The following is an 18,706-nucleotide window of genomic DNA, read 5'->3' on the forward strand; positions in this document are numbered from 1 at the left end:
CCTTTTATATCAATCAATATAAAAGGCTTTCGTCTATTTTAAACTTAAGAAAAAATTGAAGTAATTAAGCCTGAACCTTCACTGTGACCAGAACGGCGAGTAGACGAAGGTAACTCACCATAACGGCGTTTATATTCTTGAGAAAAACGACCTAAGTGAGTAAATCCCCATTTAAATGCAACGTCAGTAACCGACAGATTTTCATTATGCATCAGCTCTAAATGAGCTTGTTCAAAGCGTAATTCTTTTAAATAAGACATTGGGGTAGTACCCAAATAGTTTTTAAAACCAGTAAATAACGTTCTCACACTCACACCAGCATGTTCAGCCAAAATTTCGACATTAAGCGGCTCATGTAAATGTTCTTTAATATAGGCTTCTGTGCGCTTCACAAAATAAGGAGAGACGGTTTTTTCTTTATGCTGATCTATTTTATGTAATGCGTTATTGGGTTGACCATAAATGAGTGCATTGAATAGATTCGACTCAAACTGTTTAAAGGCTAAAGGATGATGAAGCGGGTGTTGTTCACAAACCAAAGCATCCATCAATGTTCTAACGAGCTGTAAAAAGTAGGCTCCACTTTGTGTAGCAAAGTCTAATTTTGGGTCGAAAATGAGTAAGTTGTTTTCTGAATCGGCAATGTGTTGGCGACAATGGTAAGTAAAATCATCCTTTGAAACTTTTAGAATGAGCTGTGGTGAGTTCGCGTGCCAGCGCATACGTAAAGATTGCTGAGGAGAAATAAGAGAAGCAACTTGAGAATAAGAAATAAACTTTTGAGAACCAAACTCGATTTCTGCGTAGCCTTGAGTTGGAATTTGAATGAGGTAAAAGTTATCAAGGTGATCTGGTTCAATAATGACATCCGCACCATATTCCAAGCGACTAATAGATAGTGCGCCTGTTTTAACATGGTGCATGGTTGCACTGAAATCTCGCTTTTGATGAGAGATTTTAAGATCATGCGGTTTAAAAATCTGCCCTACATTTCGGCAAGTTTCGCTTAAATCGTGATGATCAAACACCAGATTATGATTGGTAAAGATAGACTCATTTTGAAAATGACGCCCACTGAGTTCTGTGGAGTTGGCTTGGTTCATATTTATCCCTTTTGGCTCACTCCTGTATTTACTTGTGTTGTAAAAGCTTTAAAACTTCGCTGCACAGCAAGTAAATACGGCACTTAAAAAATTAAGTTATTCACAAATTACAATGAGATATAAGCAAAATACAGACCAATTTAACCGCTAATTAATATGATTTTCTCAAATTTTTACATCGGATTTTGTCCAGCAATTTAATACATTCGAGAAATAGAATAGGGGAATATAAAAGGTGCTATAAGTTAATCTCATCATGATCTTATTCCTTAAGATCTATCAAAATTTATAGCAAATCCGAACGAACTGGTCAATTTTATTTTGCCGAAATTTATTGTTTTAAACTATTAATATATAATAACTTTTAATTTTTATGCAAAAATTCAATATACTCCTTATAAGAGTATATTGAATCATTTCAGGTTTCAGTGGTTTTTAAATTATTTATACTTCAACGTGAGGTATTGCTCTGTAAAAACTTCTCGCTGTAAATACGATAATTTTGCAGAGCTTGCTCATCCAACCAATTTTTAACGGCTTCAATCATTGGCGGTGGGCCACATAAATACATATCAAAAGCCTGCTCAGCCAGTTGATCTTTATTTAAGTGCTCGTGAATATAGCCTGCTTTACCTTGCCAAGCTTCCGTTGCCTTAGTCACAATCGGGTGATAACTAAAGTTGGGTAGCTGTTCAGCATAAGCATGTAAACGTTGTTGTTCACATAAATCGGTTTCATTATTTACGCCGTAATACAACTGAACTGCAGGTGAGTTTGGTTGATCCACCAAGTTATCTAGCATTCCCAAGAAAGCTGATAATCCTGTTCCACCTGCCACAAAAACCAGTGGTCGCTCTACTTCACGTAAGTAGAAACTACCAAGTGGCGCTTCAATAAGTAGGCTTTGTCCAACCTGACAACGATCACGCAAATAATTACTCATCACACCGTCTGGCAAAAGACGAATTAGAAATTGCAATTGATTGGTTGCATTTGGTCTATTTGCAAAAGAATAAGAACGCCAATCTTCAGTATCAGGAATTTGCAAACGAGCATATTGACCCGGTAAAAACTGAAGTTGTTCAGCATGACTGCTCGCATCAAGATGCAAAATTGCTGTCGTTTCAGAAACCAGCTCAACAGCAGTCACTTTGGTTTCAATTTTTAAGGTATCACCAGCGTTACAGATAGCAGAATCATGATCGAAATAAAAAGCTGCATCGGATTTTACACGCGTCTGGCAAGCTAACATTTTACGCTCAGCCAAATCACGTTCACTTAATGCATCTTCATCAACATATTCTTGTTCATAAATGCCAGTTTCACACTGTCCCTGACAGGTACCACAAACACCTTCACGGCAGTCTAGCGGGAGGTTAATTCCTTGTCGAACTGCTGCATCAAGCAGCAATTCATCGTTATTTACCGAAATGAAAAAGGTTTTGCCATCGGCAAAGTTAAGTGCAACTGAATGTCCCATTTTCATTCCCCTTAAACGTGATAGAAGTCTAAAACGGAATCAATTTTGTCATTCAGCAAAATGCTGTGCTGGCGACGAATACGGAAACCATCTGCGGTTTGGCGTAAAAGATAAGTAGCGTGTCCGTAAAAACAGCCTTCTAAACCTTGACGGTTATAAAGCGTTTGCCATGCAACTTTTGCTTCAATTAATCCATCATCCAATGTTTTAACTCGGATGTTGTTTATGCTGTGTAACGTACGGGGTAACGGCGTTGCAGATGCTGCTTTACCTGTACGAATACGGAATACACGGTCTTCAAGACCTGTACGGTCCGCATAATAAATATAAGACAAGCCCTGATTTGGATCTTGAACATAGTTATAGTCATCAATCCACTGTGGAATATGATATTCACTATCTTCATCGTAAAGCTCTAGATAGGCATCCCAGTCATAAGCATCACAAAGTTCTGCTTTTTTGTACAAAAACTGAGATACAGCAAAATGTAGTTCTTGTGACATGGTTACACCTCATCCATTACGGCATTGTTTTCAAAAGTAATATCCTGCATTTTCAATGCTTTTTTATTTAAGCCATCGAGCATGAGACGTTGCCAATGTCCATGCTGGTTTACATAAAGTCCTTCATGGGTAAACTCACGGCCAGTAATGACGGGTTGAATGCCTAAATCTTGTGAATTTTTGGTCGCGCCATATTCCCAAGACTGACAGCCACGAGAAATATCGCTCCAACGTTCAAGACGTGCCTGAAAACCTTTTTGCTGTTCACGGAATTCAACTAAATCGTCTGGTGTACCAAGGCCTGATACGTTAAAGAAATCTTCAAACTGGCGAATACGGTTACGGCGTGCTTCAGCAGATTCACCTTTAACCCCAATACATTGACTAATGACTTCGGTTTTGTTCCATGCCACTGGACGAACAATACGAAGCTGTGAACTAATTTGGTCCATAAAGAATAGGCTAGGGTACAAGTTTAAGTTTCTTAAACGATGCATTGCCCACTCAGCATATTTGTCGCCATATTTTTCGACCATATACGGCATAACTGTACTGTAACCCGGACGAACTGTTGGGTTTGGCATATCACTAAATAAAACACTATGACCATTTTTAAAACTAAACCAGCCATCGTCAGTTTCTGAATCACCGGCACCTAACTTGCTGTAGTCAAGCGTGTCGAGTTCTTCACCTTTTGATGCATTGACTTGCTGACGATGTTGAACTGTAGAGACATAGTTATAGTGGACAGTGCTGACATGGTAACCATCTAAGCCATTTTCATTTTGTAGCTTCCAATTACCTGCAAAGGTATAAGATGACTTGCCTTGTAGTACTTCGAGTTCACCTGTTGGCGACTGGTTAACCATTAAATCAAGGAACAGTTTTGCATCGCCCAAAAAGTCTTCTAGAGAATCTGTTGCTTGAGTATCAAGGCTTACAAACACAAATCCACGATAGCTGGCAATGCGGCCTTGTTTTAAGCCACGGCTTGATTTATCAAAATCTTCACAATATTCACCAGGTGCTTTGACTTTCACCAAACGACCATCTGACTTGTAGCACCATGCGTGGAACGGACATGTAAATGTAGATTGGTTGCCTTTAGCAACGCGTGTTAAGGTCGCACCGCGGTGTTCACAAGCATTCACCATAGCATGTAGTTCGCCTTTACCATCACGACTTACAATAATCGGTTGACGACCAATTTGAACTGTTAGGAAATCATGATTGTTTGGAATCTCACTTTCGTGACATGCGTAAATCCAAACCTTTTCAAAAATAAGTTCCATTTCCAAGTCAAATAGTTCAGGCTCGGTAAACATATTACGTGCAATACGAAACACGCCATCGTTAGGACGGAAGTCGATACATCCATCTATAAAATCATTCCATTGTTTTAAATTAGATGAGGTCATTGCTCAATCCTCCAATCAATCAGCTTTTAACTGATTGAACCGCGATTAGGCCTTAGCCTCTATCCGTTTTTTCCAGATCTTTATCCACTTTGTGCAGTTTTGATTTTTTGATCGAACTCTTTTTAGGAAAGAGTATAGATTTAAAAATTCTATGTGTTTTAACCTATCAAAGTTCCTTATAATGTTAAGGAGCATAAAATGAAATTTTGTGAACTAAGTCTATGGAAGAACAAAACTTAAAATTACAAATTAGAATTCTTTTAGAGCAAAATATTGCATTTGGTCCGGGTAAAGCAGATTTACTTGAAGCAATTGAGAGAACTGGTTCGATCTCACAAGCTGCAAAATCTATGAATATGAGTTACCGCCGTGCGTGGCAGTTGGTCGACACCATGAATCAGTGCTTTGAAACAGCTTTAGTTGAAACTCAAACAGGTGGAACACATGGTGGTGGGGCAGCCGTTACAGCTTTGGGCCAGAAAGTCTTACAGCATTACCGCCAAATGGAAATCAATGCTCGACAAGCCTTACAACATAATTATCAAATTATGAGTAGCTATTTAAAACGCTAAATAAAAACTTTCATAGCGACTGAATTTTTTAATGTGGTATAGCTTTTGCTTAATATAAATTGCACGCTTAAAAAGCACTGCTGCAATTTTCAGTTACACAGACAATGGCGTCTATTCTGCACTATCGTAAAAGATGGTTTGGGATAGGCGTTTTTATTGCGTATCTAAAAAAAGTAGCTGGCATAAACGACTGATCTTTATGGTTATCTCTATGTGTTTTTTGGCATAGGGATAACTATAAAACCAATTAAATTATTCACTAAAATTTAAAAGAAAATAAGTTTTATATGGTGTTCTTAAATGGTTAGTACTCACTACCGAGTGCACCAAAATGAAGTTCTAAATACAAATTGCGCTATTTACCTTCATTCCGATCATTTATATTTGACGAATTATACTTTTCATAATCTTTATGTAGCGCTATATTCTTGGGTATATATCGCTGCAAAAACGACAAAAAGGTAAAAAATAATGGTAAGTGATACGAAGATAAAAAAGTTAGCTTTAACCTGTTCAGTCCTCAGCATCGGATTGGTCTTTAATGTTCCAGCCAAGGCTGAATCGGTTACCGTTTATGCAGCAGCGAGCTTAACCAATGCAATTAACGATTTAGAAAAAATTTACGAAAAACAGAATAAAGTAGAAGTTAAAACTTCGTATGCTGGTTCATCAACCTTAGCTAAACAAATTGAAGCAGATGCGCCGGCAGATATTTTTATTTCAGCAGATACCCAGTGGATGGATTATCTACAAAACAAAAAACGAGTTGCAGCAAATGACCGCATAAATTTACTAGGCAATCGTTTGGTGCTAATTACCCCTAAAGGGCAGTCACTAAATGTAAAACTAGATAAAACCAACGATCCAAACAAAGTGTTTAAAGGCAAGATTTGTACAGGGGATACCAAAAGTGTGCCTATAGGCAAATATGCTAAACAAGCTTTTACTAATTTAGGTTGGTGGAGTCGTATTGAGCCAAAATTAGTCGAAACAGAAGATGTTCGAGCTGCATTAAACTTTGTTGCACGTGGTGAATGTCAGGTTGGGATTGTCTATGCAACCGATGCTACGATTAGCAAAGACGTAAAAGTAGCTGGCGTATTTCCGGAAAATACGCATTCGCCAATTATTTATCCTGTAGGGTTGATTAAAAAAAATCCGAATTCAATAAAGTTCTACCAATTTTTACAAAGCAACCAAGCCAAAGCAGTCTTTAAAAAATATGGCTTTAGTGTGTTGGCTTCAGCAAAACCATGATGCTTTCTTTAACTCCAGAAGAACTCAGCGTTCTGCAACTTTCTTGTAAGGTTGCAGCAAGTTGTCTTGTGGTCAGTATTATTCCTGCAATTTGTGTGGGATGGTTTTTAGCACGTAAAGAGTTTTGGGGTAAGTCATTTATTGAAACATTGATGTTTTTACCTTTAGTGCTACCGCCAGTTGTACCTGGTTATTTGCTTTTACAAGTTTTTGGCAGTCGCGGCATTATTGGGCAATATTTGGCACCGCTCGGAATTGATTTTGCATTTAACTGGAAAGGCGCCGTTCTTGCTTCGGCAGTGATGGGTTTTCCGCTATTGGTACAATCTATTCGACTAGCGATTGAACTGGTCGATCAGCGTTTAGAAATGGCAGCAAAGACGTTAGGTGCCTCATCTTTAGGGGCATTTTTTCATGTCACTTTGCCTCTTGCCAGCAGTGGCATTTTAGTTGGTGCTATTTTATGTTTTTGCCGTAGTTTAGGTGAGTTTGGTGCGACCATTACCTTTGTGGGTAATATTTCAAATGAAACGCGTACTTTGCCTTTAGCTATGTATAGCTTAATGCAACAACCCGACACCGAGGCCGCTATTCAAAGGCTTATTGTTTTATCGTTAAGTGTAGCTTTTCTGGCATTATGGTTTGCCCAGTGGTTTCATCGTTATCAAAAGAAGCGTTTGGGGCGGTAAAATTATGTTGATTGATTGCCGTTTTCAGCTACAGATGGGTCAATTTCATATTGAGCCTAGTTTCCAGTCAGATGCTGCTGTTATTGGATTATTTGGTGCATCGGGTTCAGGTAAAACATCGATTTTACATGCCATTGCAGGCCTGAATACTCCGCGTAATGGACTCATTAAAATACAGGATCAAACATGGTTTGATTCAGATCAAAACATTAATTTGAGCACCCAAAAGCGACATGTTGGATTGGTTTTTCAAGATGCTCAGCTTTTTCCGCATAAAACGGTAAAGCAAAACTTATTATTTGGTCTTAAGCATCTTTCCCAACAAGAACGTCACTTTGAAGCAGATTATATTATTGAGTTATTAAAGTTAGGGCACTTATTACAACGTATGCCCATTAAACTCTCAGGAGGGGAAAAACAGCGCGTGGCACTAGGTCGAGCATTGTTATATTCACCTAAACTGTTACTTCTAGATGAGCCTTTATCAGCATTAGATGCGAATCATAAAGCTGAAATTATTCCTTTTTTTCAGAAAGTAAAAGAGGAAATAAAAATTCCAATGATTTATGTGAGTCATGATATTCAAGAGATTAAACAACTGACCGAAACAATGTGGATTCTATAATTTTTCATTTTTTATACGCATTTCCAAACTTACAAGATTCAGGATTATCGAGAACTCATTCTTAGCCTGCTGGAGATTGAACCCTAAAAGTTACTAGGTTTGATAAACCATAAATCAGATTTTAGCCGAATAAATCAAAACCTGCCTTATTGAAAATGATTATTAACAATAAAATATTTCTGACCTTCTAATTTAATAAAAATAATATAAAACAACAATTTAATTTAAAATTTTAAGCTAAAGCTCATTTGCCTAAGATCATAAATTAATCTTTTATTTTAATTTACTCTTGATAAGAATGATAATTATTTGCAATTATATTTATAGATTTCTTTATAATATAAATTGGAGTATCCACATGCGCTCTACCATCGTGGTCACAGGTGCTGCAAGAGGGATAGGAGCGGCTATTGCCAAGCAACTACTAGATCAGGGCTATCACGTTATTGGTATTGACCGACAAGAAAATCCTAAACAATGGGATATCAGCAAAACAATAACGCCAGATCAAACTTCACAATGGCAAGGCCTCTCACAAGACATTACCCATCAACAAGAAACACAAACTTTAATTTCAGAGCTTTTAGAAAGATACGAAATTACGGGGTTAGTAAATGCAGCAGGAGTATTAATTATGCGCTCCATGCTTGAAGCCAAAACGGAAGATTGGGAAACACTTTTTGCGATCAATGTCATGGCACCTATTGCGATTAGCCAACAAGTTGCTAAACATTTTTGTGCAAAAAGGCAGGGCAGTATTGTCACTATTAGTTCAAATAGTGCACGCATGCCGCGTATGCAACTTGGTATGTACGCCACCACTAAGGCCGCACTGAGTCATTTTTGTCGCAATCTGGCACTTGAAATTGCACCTTATCAAGTCAGGCTAAATATTGTTTCACCTGGATCTACTCTCACTCAAATGCAGCAACAACTCTGGACTGATAATACACCTCCACCTGCAGTAATTGATGGTGATTTGAGTCAGTACCGAACAGGTATTCCCTTAAGAAAACTCGCGCAACCAGATGATATTGCCAATACCGTGATCTTTTTACTTTCGGACCAAGCTGCCCAAATTACGATGCAAGAAATAGTGGTAGATGGGGGAGCGACACTTGGGGTTTAAAGATTACTTCAGCACAACAACCATCTGAAATTAAAAAATATTTTGAAAAATAGAAAAGGAAAATACTAATGAGTATTCCAAAGATTGCAAGTTACAGTATGCCCCAAGCCCATGAATTTACTCCCAACAAAACAAATTGGCCATTGCATACGAATCGAGCTGTTTTATTGGTTCATGATATGCAGCAATATTTTTTAGATTTCTATGACTTGACTCAGGAACCTATTCCAGAACTCATTAAAAATACCAAAGCATTAATTGACGCCGCTCATCAATCTAATATTCCCGTTGTTTATACAGCACAACCGGGTAATCAATCACCTGAACATCGACAGTTATTAACTGATTTTTGGGGACCTGGTTTAAAGAACGAGCCGAGCTTTACGCAGATTTTGCCAAAAATTTCACCTCAAAAAAATGATACGGTTCTTACCAAGTGGAGATATAGTGTTTTTAAATTTTCACCTCTCGAACAACTCATGCGGGAATCTGGTCGCGATCAACTAATTATCTGTGGGGTATATGCACATATTGGTTGTCTTATGAGTGCTGCTGAAGCTTTTATGCTAAACATCCAACCATTCTTATGTGGTGATGCATTAGCTGACTTTAGCCGAGAAGAGCACGATATGGCGTTAAAATATGCTAGTACACGATGCGCTCAAGTCATGACAACACAACAAGTGATTCATGCATGGATGCAAGAACAAGATGTACCATCCTTAGCATAATAGTCATTTAACTTATTCTATTTAAAATATAAAAAGCAGATCATCGATCTGCTTTTTATATGGGTGGAAATGAATACTTATAATAGAGAATTGATGCAACTCATCATCATTTAATCAGTAATATATAATGGTTATCATTATGCATTTGATAATTACTTAATATTGAATATTAAAACTTATATGTATATGATACACCGCTAAACATAAATGATAATATTTATCATGTGTTAATCATTATATAGAATAAGGTCGAAAAATGACTTAATGAAGAGGGTCGCAATATGGTTCAGCTCAAGAATTCTTTTATTCGCCAAGTGCGTACATGTAGATAGTGAATTAGGAATAATATTAAATTATTCAGAATCTTATAATCAGCTCAAAGCTTATTTATAGGGTAATAAGCTCTGATTTATACATCAAATCATTTCCATAATTTTCAAGTAAGTATAGACAAAATAATTTAAAAAATTTCTATATTTTTTCAACATTAAGGTTAATTAATCATGACAGCAACTTCAAAATCATTATTAAATGGACTACCCATAAAAAAATCAAGAATACAGGTTTTTGAAATTTTAAATCAAAATCCACAAGGCTTAAGTGCTGTGAGTATTTATACGCAAATTAAAAATGAACATAAAATAACGCTAGGAACGATTTATCGAATCTTGTCAGAATTTGAAAACCGTAAACTCATCAAAAGAGTATTCCTAGGGAAAAGCAAAAGTATTTATAAGCTTAGAAAAGACAAGATGAGTTGTAACCTTATTTCGCTCAAAACCTCTGAAGCATTGAACTTTGAAAATGACAAAGTTAAAGAATTACTTCATGAGGTTACGGATATTATTTTTGCAAATACTGGAGTCGATATCAGTAGTGTTGAGCTCAATCTATATACCGAATAAAAATCTTTTAAACTGCCATAGAAAATAAAGGACAGCATCATACTGTCCTTTATTCTCATTAAATCAGTTACTTGATAACTTTAATTCGAGTCGTAGCTGGAATAGTTAAAGGTGAATCTTTAGAGTTTTCAGCAACATAGTTTTCAAGCGCATCAATATCTTGACCACCACCGACACGGTTTTGGCCTTCTTTTAATACCGTAAAGTTGTCACCACCATCTGCCAAGAAGCTATTTACCGTCACGCGATACACTTTAGTGTCAACCAACGGTGAACCTGCAATCATAATGTTAGTTGCTCGTGGTGAAACAGATGTATTTGCTGCATATTGGTAACTCAACTCTTTAGACGGCTGTAAAATTCTAGGTGAATTTGCATTTGCACCAGACCATTGCTGTTCAAGCACATCTCTAATCTGTTTACCGGTTAAGCTCAACGTCACAATAGAGTTACCGAAAGGTTGAACCGCAAAAACATCACCAAAGGTAATCTGGTTACTACTATTAATCAGTAGATCCGCACGCACACCGCCTGGATTCATTAGCGTAAAATCTGAGCCTTGATTACTTGCTTTTAAGGCAGCCGCTTGCTGAGCATCGGCAATCATAATACCTAGCGGACTTTCACCACTTTCGACTTGAGTACGACTTATCACCGCTGTTGCAGTTCCAACCACACGACTTGAAATGGTAGTCACAGCTTGGCGGTATTTATCTAAGATTGCTTCAATGCTTGGAGTTTTACTAAATTTTTGATAGAGGTCTGTAAGACTTACCGTGGTTGTACCGGATGTATAGGCTTCACTTTGTACAGGAACCTGTTTCGCATCTTTTTTAATGACATCACCAGTTTTACCATCTAATTCAATCTTGATGTCAGTAATAAGCGTGCCATATTGTCCAGCTGAAGTAAGTAAGAATGGTTTAGCTGGATTTTTTGTCGCATAGTCACAAATATAAGATTGATGTGTGTGACCTGAAACAACAATATCAACTGCTGGATTAAGTTTATCCAAAATACCCAAAATTGGACCGCTTAAGCCATCACATGTTTTTTGATTGAGCTTGGTACTTGGCGCCGCACCTTCATGGACAACGACTACAATGGCTTCAATTCCTTGTTTTTTTAATTCAGGAATCAAGGCATTTACCGTATCTGCTTCATCACGGAACTCAACGTCTTTAATACCCGCCGCAGAAACAATACTTGGCGTCGCTTTAAGGGTTAAACCAATAAATGCAACTGGAATTCCACCATAAGTTTTGACTTTATAAGCAGGGAAGATTGTTTTACTGGTGTCGTTTTTCATTGCTACGTTAGCAGCGAGGAAATCAAATTTTGCACCACTAAAGTTTTTATTAATTTGACAAGGTACAGTGCTGGTATATTGCTGACATCCACCATTTTTTAAACGGCGTAATTCGTCTGTACCACGGTCAAATTCATGGTTACCTACAGCATTAAAGTCAATTTGAATATCATTCATGACTTCAATGGTTGGTTCATCTAAAAATAAAGAAGAGGTGAGAGGAGAAGCGCTAATTAAATCGCCTGCCGAAACCACAGCATTATTTGGATTCTCTGCTTTAAGTTTTTTAATCGCATCGGCGAAGTAACTCACTCCTCCTACAGGAATACGAACAGATTGAGCAGCATCATTTGGATTTGGTGCCTCGACATAACGCTTAGGTGGCTCAAGATTTCCGTGAAAGTCATTAAAAGCTAAAATATTTACGGTTTGATTGCTTCTTTGAGCAGGTGGTGCTGTGTCATTATCATCATCGTCATTACATCCCACCAATAATGCTACAGCCAGAGAAAGTGTTGTTACTTTAAAAAGTATTGTTAAATTTTTCATTTTTTATCATTTGATCAATTAAGACGCATAAAAAATACGCTTTTAGTGTGAATGTTTGATGAAACACCCAATAAGCAAATATGTTCGAAATATTAAAATTTGGACAAAAAACACAATTATCGAACAATATCTTAGCTAGGGGTGGTCTACAAACCCAATTTTTTTATTTAGAATAAATGTTTAATTGCCTTATAAATCTTAATCAAGTGATTCATTTCATAAGATTAATATGAACCGGAGATAATTTATGCAATGGACTAAACCAGCTTTTACTGATTTACGCATTGGTTTTGAAGTTACAATGTACTTTGAAGCACGTTAATCAGTTTCATCAAATATGTCATAAGCCCTAGTCTTGTTCTAGGGCTTATCTCTTTCTAATAAGATATTAATTTTATGTATATTTATGTTTTAGGTTCAGCTGCTGGAGGCGGGTTTCCGCAGTGGAATTGTAATTGCCCGAATTGTCATGGTGTGCGCACAGGTACAATCCAAGCCAAAGCCCGTACTCAATCATCGATTGCTGTTTCTGAAAATGGAACAGACTGGGTTTTATTAAACGCGTCACCTGACATCCGTCAGCAACTCTTCGAATTTAAAGCAGCGCAACCAGCGCGTAAATTGCGTGATACAGGAATAATAAGCGTTATTTTAATGGACAGTCAGTTAGACCATACCACTGGGCTTTTAACCTTACGTGAAGGTTGTCCAATGAATGTATGGTGTACAGAAATGGTCCACCAAGATTTAACGAACGGCTTTCCAGTATTTAATATGCTCAAACACTGGAATGGTGGTCTTCAATATCATGAGATTAACCCTAAACAAGCTTTTAAAATTGATGGTTTTGAAAATTTAGAATTTTTACCCTTAATTATTAAAAGTGCAGCTCCACCATATTCACCGCATCGAAATAACCCACATGATGGCGATAATATTGCTTTAATTATCAAAGATCATAAGACACAAAAACAGTTGTTCTATGCGCCGGGTCTTGGAAAAATTGACGATCAAATCATGCAGATTATGCAGAGTTCAGACTGTGTCATGATCGATGGTACGCTTTGGACAGACGATGAAATGCAACAAACAGGGGTTGGAACTAAAACTGGCCGCGAAATGGGGCATTTATATATTAGTGGCGAAGGTGGTTCACTGTCTTATTTAAACAAGCTGAGTACACCTAAAAAAGTGCTAATTCATATTAACAATACCAATCCAATTTTAAATGAAAACTCTAGTCAGTTTGCTGAGCTTAAAGCAAATGGCGTAGAAGTTGCCTATGACGGCATGCAGATTGAACTCTAAGGTGAAACATGACTCAAACACCTGAAGCTTTAACGACTGAACAATTCAAACAAGCCATTATCGATAAAGGCCAGTATTATCATATCTATCATCCATTTCATGTGATGATGTATGAAGGTAAAGCCACCCAGCAACAAATTCAGGCTTGGGTTGCAAACCGATATTACTATCAAATTAATATTCCGCTTAAAGATGCGGCGATTATGGCAAATTGCCCTGATCAGCGAGTCCGTCAAGAATGGATTCAACGCATGATCGATCAAGATGGTGAATATCCAGATGGCGGTGGTCGAGAAGCATGGCTACGCTTAGCTGAAGCTGTGGGCTTGAGTCGCGAACAAGTTATTTCTGAAGAGTTAGTTTTACCGGGCGTTCGCTTCGCGGTAGATGCCTATGTAAACTTTGCACGCCGTGCTTCATGGCGTGAAGCAGCAAGCAGCTCTTTAACTGAACTTTTTGCTCCACAAATTCATCAATCAAGACTTGATTCATGGCCACAACATTACCCATGGATTGATGATAAAGGCTATGAGTATTTTCGTTCTCGTTTGAGTCAGGCACGCCGTGACGTTGAACATGGTCTAACGATTACGCTTGATTCATTTACAACTTTTGAGCAACAAGAACGAATGCTTGAAATATTGCAGTTTAAACTGGATATTTTATGGAGCATTTTAGATGCTTTAACTTTGGCATATGTTCACAATGAAGCACCATATCACAGCGTGACAAGCAAACGAGTTTGGCACAAAGGACTATTTAAATGAATAAAGAGCAGTTTGATTTAAACCTTGTGCCAACATGGCGACAAGGTTACCGTTTTCAGTTCGAGCCAGCTCAAAATGGTTTTGTGATTTTATATCCTGAAGGCATGATTAAGTTAAATGAGAGTGCAGGGGCAATCGGGCAATATATTGATGGGCAGCAAAATGTTTCTGCAATTATTGCTCAGTTAAAGCAAAAATTTGGTGATATTTCTGAGATTGATCAAGATGTAGTGGATTATATGCTGGTTGCAAAACAGCAACACTGGATTGATTTAGTATGACAGAAGGTGTTGGCCTGCCTTTATGGTTATTAGCGGAGTTAACTTATCGTTGTCCGCTACAATGCCCATATTGCTCAAACCCCTTGGACTATGCTCAGCATAAAAATGAACTAACCACTCAAGAGTGGTTTGACGTTTTTGATCAGGCACGTCAAATGGGTGCTGTTCAACTCGGCTTTTCTGGCGGTGAACCACTGGTACGTCAAGATTTAGAACAACTCGTTGCACATGCTCATCAACAAGGGTTTTATACCAACCTCATTACCTCAGGCATGGGTCTTACCGAACAACGTATTGCTGATCTAAAACAAGCGGGTTTAGACCACATTCAAGTGAGCTTCCAAGCTAGCGATCCTGTGGTGAATGATGCCTTAGCAGGTTCAAAACATGCTTTTGAACAAAAATATGAAATGTGCCGATTGGTTAAGAAATACGATTATCCAATGGTGCTTAACTTTGTTATTCATCGACATAACATTGACCAGATTGAACAAATTATTGAACTTTGCCTTGAGCTCAACGCAGACACAGTCGAGTTGGCAATTTGTCAGTTTTATGGCTGGGCTTTTTTAAACCGCCAAGGTTTATTACCCACACAAGAGCAACTGACACGAGCTGAACGGATTACCAATGAATATCGAGAAAAATTAAAAGCGCAAAATCACCCTTGCAAACTCATTTTTGTTGTGCCCGATTATTATGAGGAACGACCAAAAGCCTGTATGAATGGCTGGGGTAAAATCTTCTTTACGGTTGCTCCAGATGGTATGGCGCTACCTTGCCATGCAGCACGACAACTGCCCATTTCGTTTCCGAATGTCCGCGAACATAAATTGTCAGATATTTGGTACAAATCAACTGGATTTAATCATTTCCGTGGCGATGCGTGGATGCCAGAAGGGTGCCGTAGCTGTCCCGATAAAGATCGTGACTTTGGCGGATGTCGTTGTCAGGCCTATATGTTGACTGGAGATGCGGCTAATGCCGATCCTGTATGTGGGAAATCGCCGTATCATCAAATGATTGAACAAGCACGGGCAGAAAGTCAGTTGGTTGCACCTCTACAAAATTTAGTCTTCCGTAATAGTAGAAACTCTAAATCTTTAAGCGCCACCCAAAATATTCCAGTCCACACGATTACAGATATATAGCAATTAACAGGAATACTCATGAAGCCTCGCCATATTCCAGTTTTTGATGGACATAATGACGCATTAACACGTTTATGGCTAAGTGACCATCCAGATCCTGTACATGCTTTTATTCATGAACGTTTAGTAGGCCATCTTGATCTAAAACGCTGTCAAGAAGCTGGGTTTATTGGTGGAATATTTGCGATTTTTTTACCGCCATATAGCTATGTGCAACAGCATCATTCCAATAAATTATTTGATCAGAATGCTTCTGATTTTACGCAACAACAAATTGAACAAATTTGCTTGGAACAACTTGATTTATCTCATCAACTTGCTCAGTATTCTAAAAATATTAAAATTTGCACCTCGGCTCAAAATATTCAGGATTGTTTAGCAGAGCAAAAGCTAGCAATTGTATTGCATATGGAAGGTGCAGAAGCTTTACAACAAAATCCTGATTTACTCGATGTATTTTATGAAAGAGGCTTGCGTAGTATTGGCCCACTCTGGAATAGACCTAGCCGTTTTGGACATGGTTTAAATGCTAAGTTTCCTCACTCACCTGACACGGGAGCAGGTCTCACGAGTGATGGCAAAGACTTTATAAAACGCTGTGCAAATAAAAAAATGGTGATTGATGTTTCACATATGAATGAGAAAGCTTTTTGGAATACTGTAGATATATTGCAGCAGCCAATTGTAGCAACGCACTCTAATGTACATGCGTTATGTCCTCAAGCCCGTAATTTAACTGACCCACAACTCAAAGCAATCCGAGAAAGTAAAGGGATGGTAGGGGTAAATTTCGATGTCGCTTTTTTACGATCGGATGGACAACGAAATGCGGATACATCCATTGATGTAATTTTGGAACATTTAGAATATTTAATGGATCATTTGGGCGAAGAGCATGTGGGCTTTGGGTCGGATTTTGACGGTGCACTTATAGGTACTGAACTTGAAGATGTGACAAGCCTACATCGCTTAATTGAACGTATGCAACAGCGTGGTTATTCAAAAACACTGATTGAAAATATATGTCTTAATAATTGGGTGAGGGTGCTTTATAGAATTTTTGGTCAATAATGAATGACTAAACAGAGTTAATCTACAGAATCATAACTATTTTTTTATTGGCCGAAATGACTAAAAAAAATACAAATAGTTTAATTGTCAACCATTCGGTATATTCACTACACTCAACCTTACTGAATGTAAGAACATTTGGTATTTCAGGTCTTTTGTGGTTTTCACATCACCCATTTCTTTATGAGAAGTAGAAATGGGTTTTTTCTTATCCTAATTATATAAACGTGACAGTCATCACAATAATCGCTAATTATTGGTAAAAACCCTCAATCCCATCTTGACTAAAAGTTCAGCATTAAATACATTTGTAATGTATTTTTAAAGATAATAAGATTGCCTAAAGCGATTCATAATGCTGCTTAATCCTGAAATACAGTGAAAAGCCTATTCTTTTTTAGAATAGGCTTTTTGCTTTGTATCAAAATTTATTTTTCGGGATTATTTTTCTCTTCAATTAACATAAAAAATAAACACCTTACAAAAGCGGAGCAAATCAAAGCCGTTAAATAACAAATTTTATGCTATTAATTTAAGCTAATTTCTCAAAAGTTACTCCGTTAATCGAAGAGGTGCAAAATGTTAAAGTCAATTATAGTATTGGGAACAGGTATCGCGATTGGGATGTGTATGTACAAGAAAAAGCAAAAAAATAGCAAAAGCTTTACCACAGATAGTGATACAGACTCATTGATTAGTAAAGACACTGCTAAAAATAAAGATGATGGTTCGCTGGATAACGCAGTACAAGTTTAGAATTAAATAAAAAGGGGCGAATTCAAACATGAGGTGCGACAGTTTCAAAAGCCATATGATAATCAACAAGCTGAGCAAATTTCTCTAATGGTGTAAGCCAATCTAACGCCTTTCTAGGACGAGTATTCAGTGACATGGCAACTTGATTTAAATAATGCTGATCTGCCTGATTTAAATCAATCCCTTTAGGTAAATATTGCCTAATTAAACCATTCATATTTTCGCATGTGCCTTTTTGCCAAGGTGAATGTGGGTCACAGAAATATACATCTATGCCTAAATCTTCTTCGAGTATTTTATGTTCTGACATCTCGCGTCCACGGTCATAGGTCAACGTTTTACGCAGTTCTGCAGGTAAATATTTCAGAGCTTCAGTTAAAGCCTTGCGCACTGATTCTGCCTTTGCATCAGGTAATGTTGCCAAGATACAGAGCCGTGTATTTCGTTCAATAAGTGTTGCTATCGAACTTTTATTGTCTTTACCTTTAATTAAATCAGCTTCCCAATGACCCGGTATTTTTCTTTCTTGAACTTCGGCTGGGCGCTCATGAATAGTTTTAATATCCTGTAATATAGAATCTTTTTTAGGTTCACCGTTAGCTTTTCGCTTTTTATTTTCATGACGCAGACAGGATAATAAGTCTTTTTTCAACTCACCCTTGGGTAATGCTCGTATCGTTGAATAAATCGTTGTATGGCTTACATTCATTGTTTGATCCAAATCAGGAAATGTCTTTAAACGCTTTGCTATTTGCTGAGGAGACCATAAACAACGGATCGCTTCAACAATAAATTTCCAGAGGATTGAATCGATTTTGAGTTTTCTGTGACCACGTCTACGTCTAGCGAAGGTGTTATCAGAAGCATATCGAGCTTGATAAACGTCATTGATGCTATTTCTTTTAAGCTCACGATAGATCGTACTAGGATGTCTTTTAATGAGTTCAGCAAATTTTCTGGCTGAAAAGCCTTCTTTTCTTGACTCAAGCATTAATGCAGTACGATCTTCAAAGTTAAGATGATGGTATGACAATTTTATATACTCCATAAACCCTTTAAATTAATTAGGTGGTTTATGTCGCACTTCAAGTTTTACTCTGCC

General features: G+C 37.5%; 20 protein-coding genes. 14 read left to right on the forward strand and 6 right to left on the reverse strand.

From position 1 onward, the window contains the following. Positions 1-44 precede the first annotated feature (44 nt). From MKL51_RS11450 to antA, 4 genes are all read right to left on the reverse strand, one after another. A complete protein-coding gene (locus MKL51_RS11450) occupies positions 45-1,103 on the reverse strand; it encodes an AraC family transcriptional regulator (RefSeq protein WP_057089907.1) in 1,059 nt (352 codons plus the stop codon). A gap of 451 nt (positions 1,104-1,554) precedes the next feature. Beyond that, the gene (antC, locus tag MKL51_RS11455; RefSeq protein ID WP_080612849.1) at positions 1,555-2,589 is read right to left on the reverse strand and encodes an anthranilate 1,2-dioxygenase electron transfer component AntC; all 1,035 of its coding nucleotides are present in this window, start codon (positions 2,587-2,589) and stop codon (positions 1,555-1,557) included. A 5-nt stretch (positions 2,590-2,594) separates the two neighbouring features. Continuing rightward, a complete protein-coding gene (antB, locus tag MKL51_RS11460) occupies positions 2,595-3,086 on the reverse strand; it encodes an anthranilate 1,2-dioxygenase small subunit (RefSeq protein ID WP_017481161.1) in 492 nt (163 codons plus the stop codon). 2 nt (positions 3,087-3,088) lie between these two features. Then, positions 3,089-4,504: an anthranilate 1,2-dioxygenase large subunit gene (antA, locus tag MKL51_RS11465; protein ID WP_017481160.1), complete on the reverse strand. Its 1,416-nt coding sequence runs from the start codon at positions 4,502-4,504 to the stop codon at positions 3,089-3,091. A 221-nt stretch (positions 4,505-4,725) separates the two neighbouring features. On the opposite strand from antA, the gene MKL51_RS11470 reads away from it, so the two are divergent. The 7 genes from MKL51_RS11470 to MKL51_RS11500 all read left to right on the forward strand — a co-directional run bounded on the left by MKL51_RS11470 (position 4,726) and on the right by MKL51_RS11500 (position 10,412). Beyond that, a complete protein-coding gene (locus tag MKL51_RS11470) occupies positions 4,726-5,076 on the forward strand; it encodes a winged helix-turn-helix domain-containing protein (RefSeq protein ID WP_017481159.1) in 351 nt (116 codons plus the stop codon). 471 nt (positions 5,077-5,547) lie between these two features. Then, positions 5,548-6,333 carry a molybdate ABC transporter substrate-binding protein gene (gene modA, locus MKL51_RS11475; protein ID WP_017481158.1) on the forward strand — a complete coding sequence of 262 codons (786 nt, stop codon included), beginning with the start codon at positions 5,548-5,550 and terminating at the stop codon, positions 6,331-6,333. Continuing rightward, entirely contained in the window at positions 6,330-7,022 is a 693-nt protein-coding gene (modB, locus tag MKL51_RS11480) for a molybdate ABC transporter permease subunit (protein ID WP_025468404.1), read from the forward strand. The genes modA and modB overlap by 4 nt, the downstream gene beginning before the upstream one ends. Positions 7,023-7,026: 4 nt before the next feature. Beyond that, positions 7,027-7,647 (forward strand): ATP-binding cassette domain-containing protein, encoded by a 621-nt coding sequence (locus MKL51_RS11485; protein ID WP_270904318.1) that lies wholly within the window; start codon positions 7,027-7,029, stop codon positions 7,645-7,647. A gap of 358 nt (positions 7,648-8,005) precedes the next feature. Beyond that, entirely contained in the window at positions 8,006-8,776 is a 771-nt protein-coding gene (locus MKL51_RS11490) for an SDR family oxidoreductase (RefSeq protein WP_270904319.1), read from the forward strand. A gap of 68 nt (positions 8,777-8,844) precedes the next feature. Beyond that, entirely contained in the window at positions 8,845-9,507 is a 663-nt protein-coding gene (locus tag MKL51_RS11495; protein ID WP_002113807.1) for an isochorismatase family protein, read from the forward strand. A 503-nt stretch (positions 9,508-10,010) separates the two neighbouring features. Further along, complete coding sequence (locus MKL51_RS11500) at positions 10,011-10,412, forward strand: transcriptional repressor (protein ID WP_005076029.1); 402 nt, start codon at positions 10,011-10,013, stop codon at positions 10,410-10,412. 67 nt (positions 10,413-10,479) lie between these two features. On the opposite strand, the gene MKL51_RS11505 is transcribed toward MKL51_RS11500, so the two are convergent. Then, the gene (locus tag MKL51_RS11505) at positions 10,480-12,270 is read right to left on the reverse strand and encodes a bifunctional metallophosphatase/5'-nucleotidase (RefSeq protein ID WP_005076028.1); all 1,791 of its coding nucleotides are present in this window, start codon (positions 12,268-12,270) and stop codon (positions 10,480-10,482) included. A 247-nt stretch (positions 12,271-12,517) separates the two neighbouring features. Here MKL51_RS11505 and pqqA point away from each other — a divergent pair, with 247 nt between their 5' ends. From pqqA to MKL51_RS11540, 7 genes are all read left to right on the forward strand, one after another. Beyond that, entirely contained in the window at positions 12,518-12,592 is a 75-nt protein-coding gene (pqqA, locus tag MKL51_RS11510) for a pyrroloquinoline quinone precursor peptide PqqA (protein WP_001982218.1), read from the forward strand. Between the two features lie 74 nt (positions 12,593-12,666). Continuing rightward, complete coding sequence (gene pqqB, locus MKL51_RS11515; RefSeq protein ID WP_002113742.1) at positions 12,667-13,578, forward strand: pyrroloquinoline quinone biosynthesis protein PqqB; 912 nt, start codon at positions 12,667-12,669, stop codon at positions 13,576-13,578. 8 nt (positions 13,579-13,586) lie between these two features. Continuing rightward, positions 13,587-14,345 (forward strand): pyrroloquinoline-quinone synthase PqqC, encoded by a 759-nt coding sequence (gene pqqC, locus MKL51_RS11520; protein ID WP_002113690.1) that lies wholly within the window; start codon positions 13,587-13,589, stop codon positions 14,343-14,345. Then, on the forward strand, positions 14,342-14,626 hold the full coding sequence (pqqD, locus tag MKL51_RS11525) for a pyrroloquinoline quinone biosynthesis peptide chaperone PqqD (RefSeq protein WP_002113640.1): 285 nt from the start codon (positions 14,342-14,344) through the stop codon (positions 14,624-14,626). The genes pqqC and pqqD overlap by 4 nt, the downstream gene beginning before the upstream one ends. Further along, complete coding sequence (gene pqqE / locus MKL51_RS11530; RefSeq protein WP_002113586.1) at positions 14,623-15,777, forward strand: pyrroloquinoline quinone biosynthesis protein PqqE; 1,155 nt, start codon at positions 14,623-14,625, stop codon at positions 15,775-15,777. The genes pqqD and pqqE overlap by 4 nt, the downstream gene beginning before the upstream one ends. 18 nt (positions 15,778-15,795) lie before the next feature. Continuing rightward, positions 15,796-16,848, forward strand: a complete 1,053-nt coding sequence (locus MKL51_RS11535) for a dipeptidase (RefSeq protein ID WP_086376677.1) — start codon at positions 15,796-15,798, stop codon at positions 16,846-16,848. Between the two features lie 579 nt (positions 16,849-17,427). Then, entirely contained in the window at positions 17,428-17,604 is a 177-nt protein-coding gene (locus tag MKL51_RS11540) for a hypothetical protein (protein WP_002113575.1), read from the forward strand. 22 nt (positions 17,605-17,626) lie between these two features. Here MKL51_RS11540 and MKL51_RS11545 read toward each other — a convergent pair whose 3' ends face one another. Next, positions 17,627-18,652: an IS30-like element ISAba125 family transposase gene (locus MKL51_RS11545; RefSeq protein WP_004994718.1), complete on the reverse strand. Its 1,026-nt coding sequence runs from the start codon at positions 18,650-18,652 to the stop codon at positions 17,627-17,629. Positions 18,653-18,706: the final 54 nt, after the last annotated feature.

The organism is Acinetobacter sp. AOR18_HL, from assembly GCF_027855145.1.
GTDB classification, from domain to species: Bacteria; Pseudomonadota; Gammaproteobacteria; order Pseudomonadales; family Moraxellaceae; genus Acinetobacter; species Acinetobacter pittii.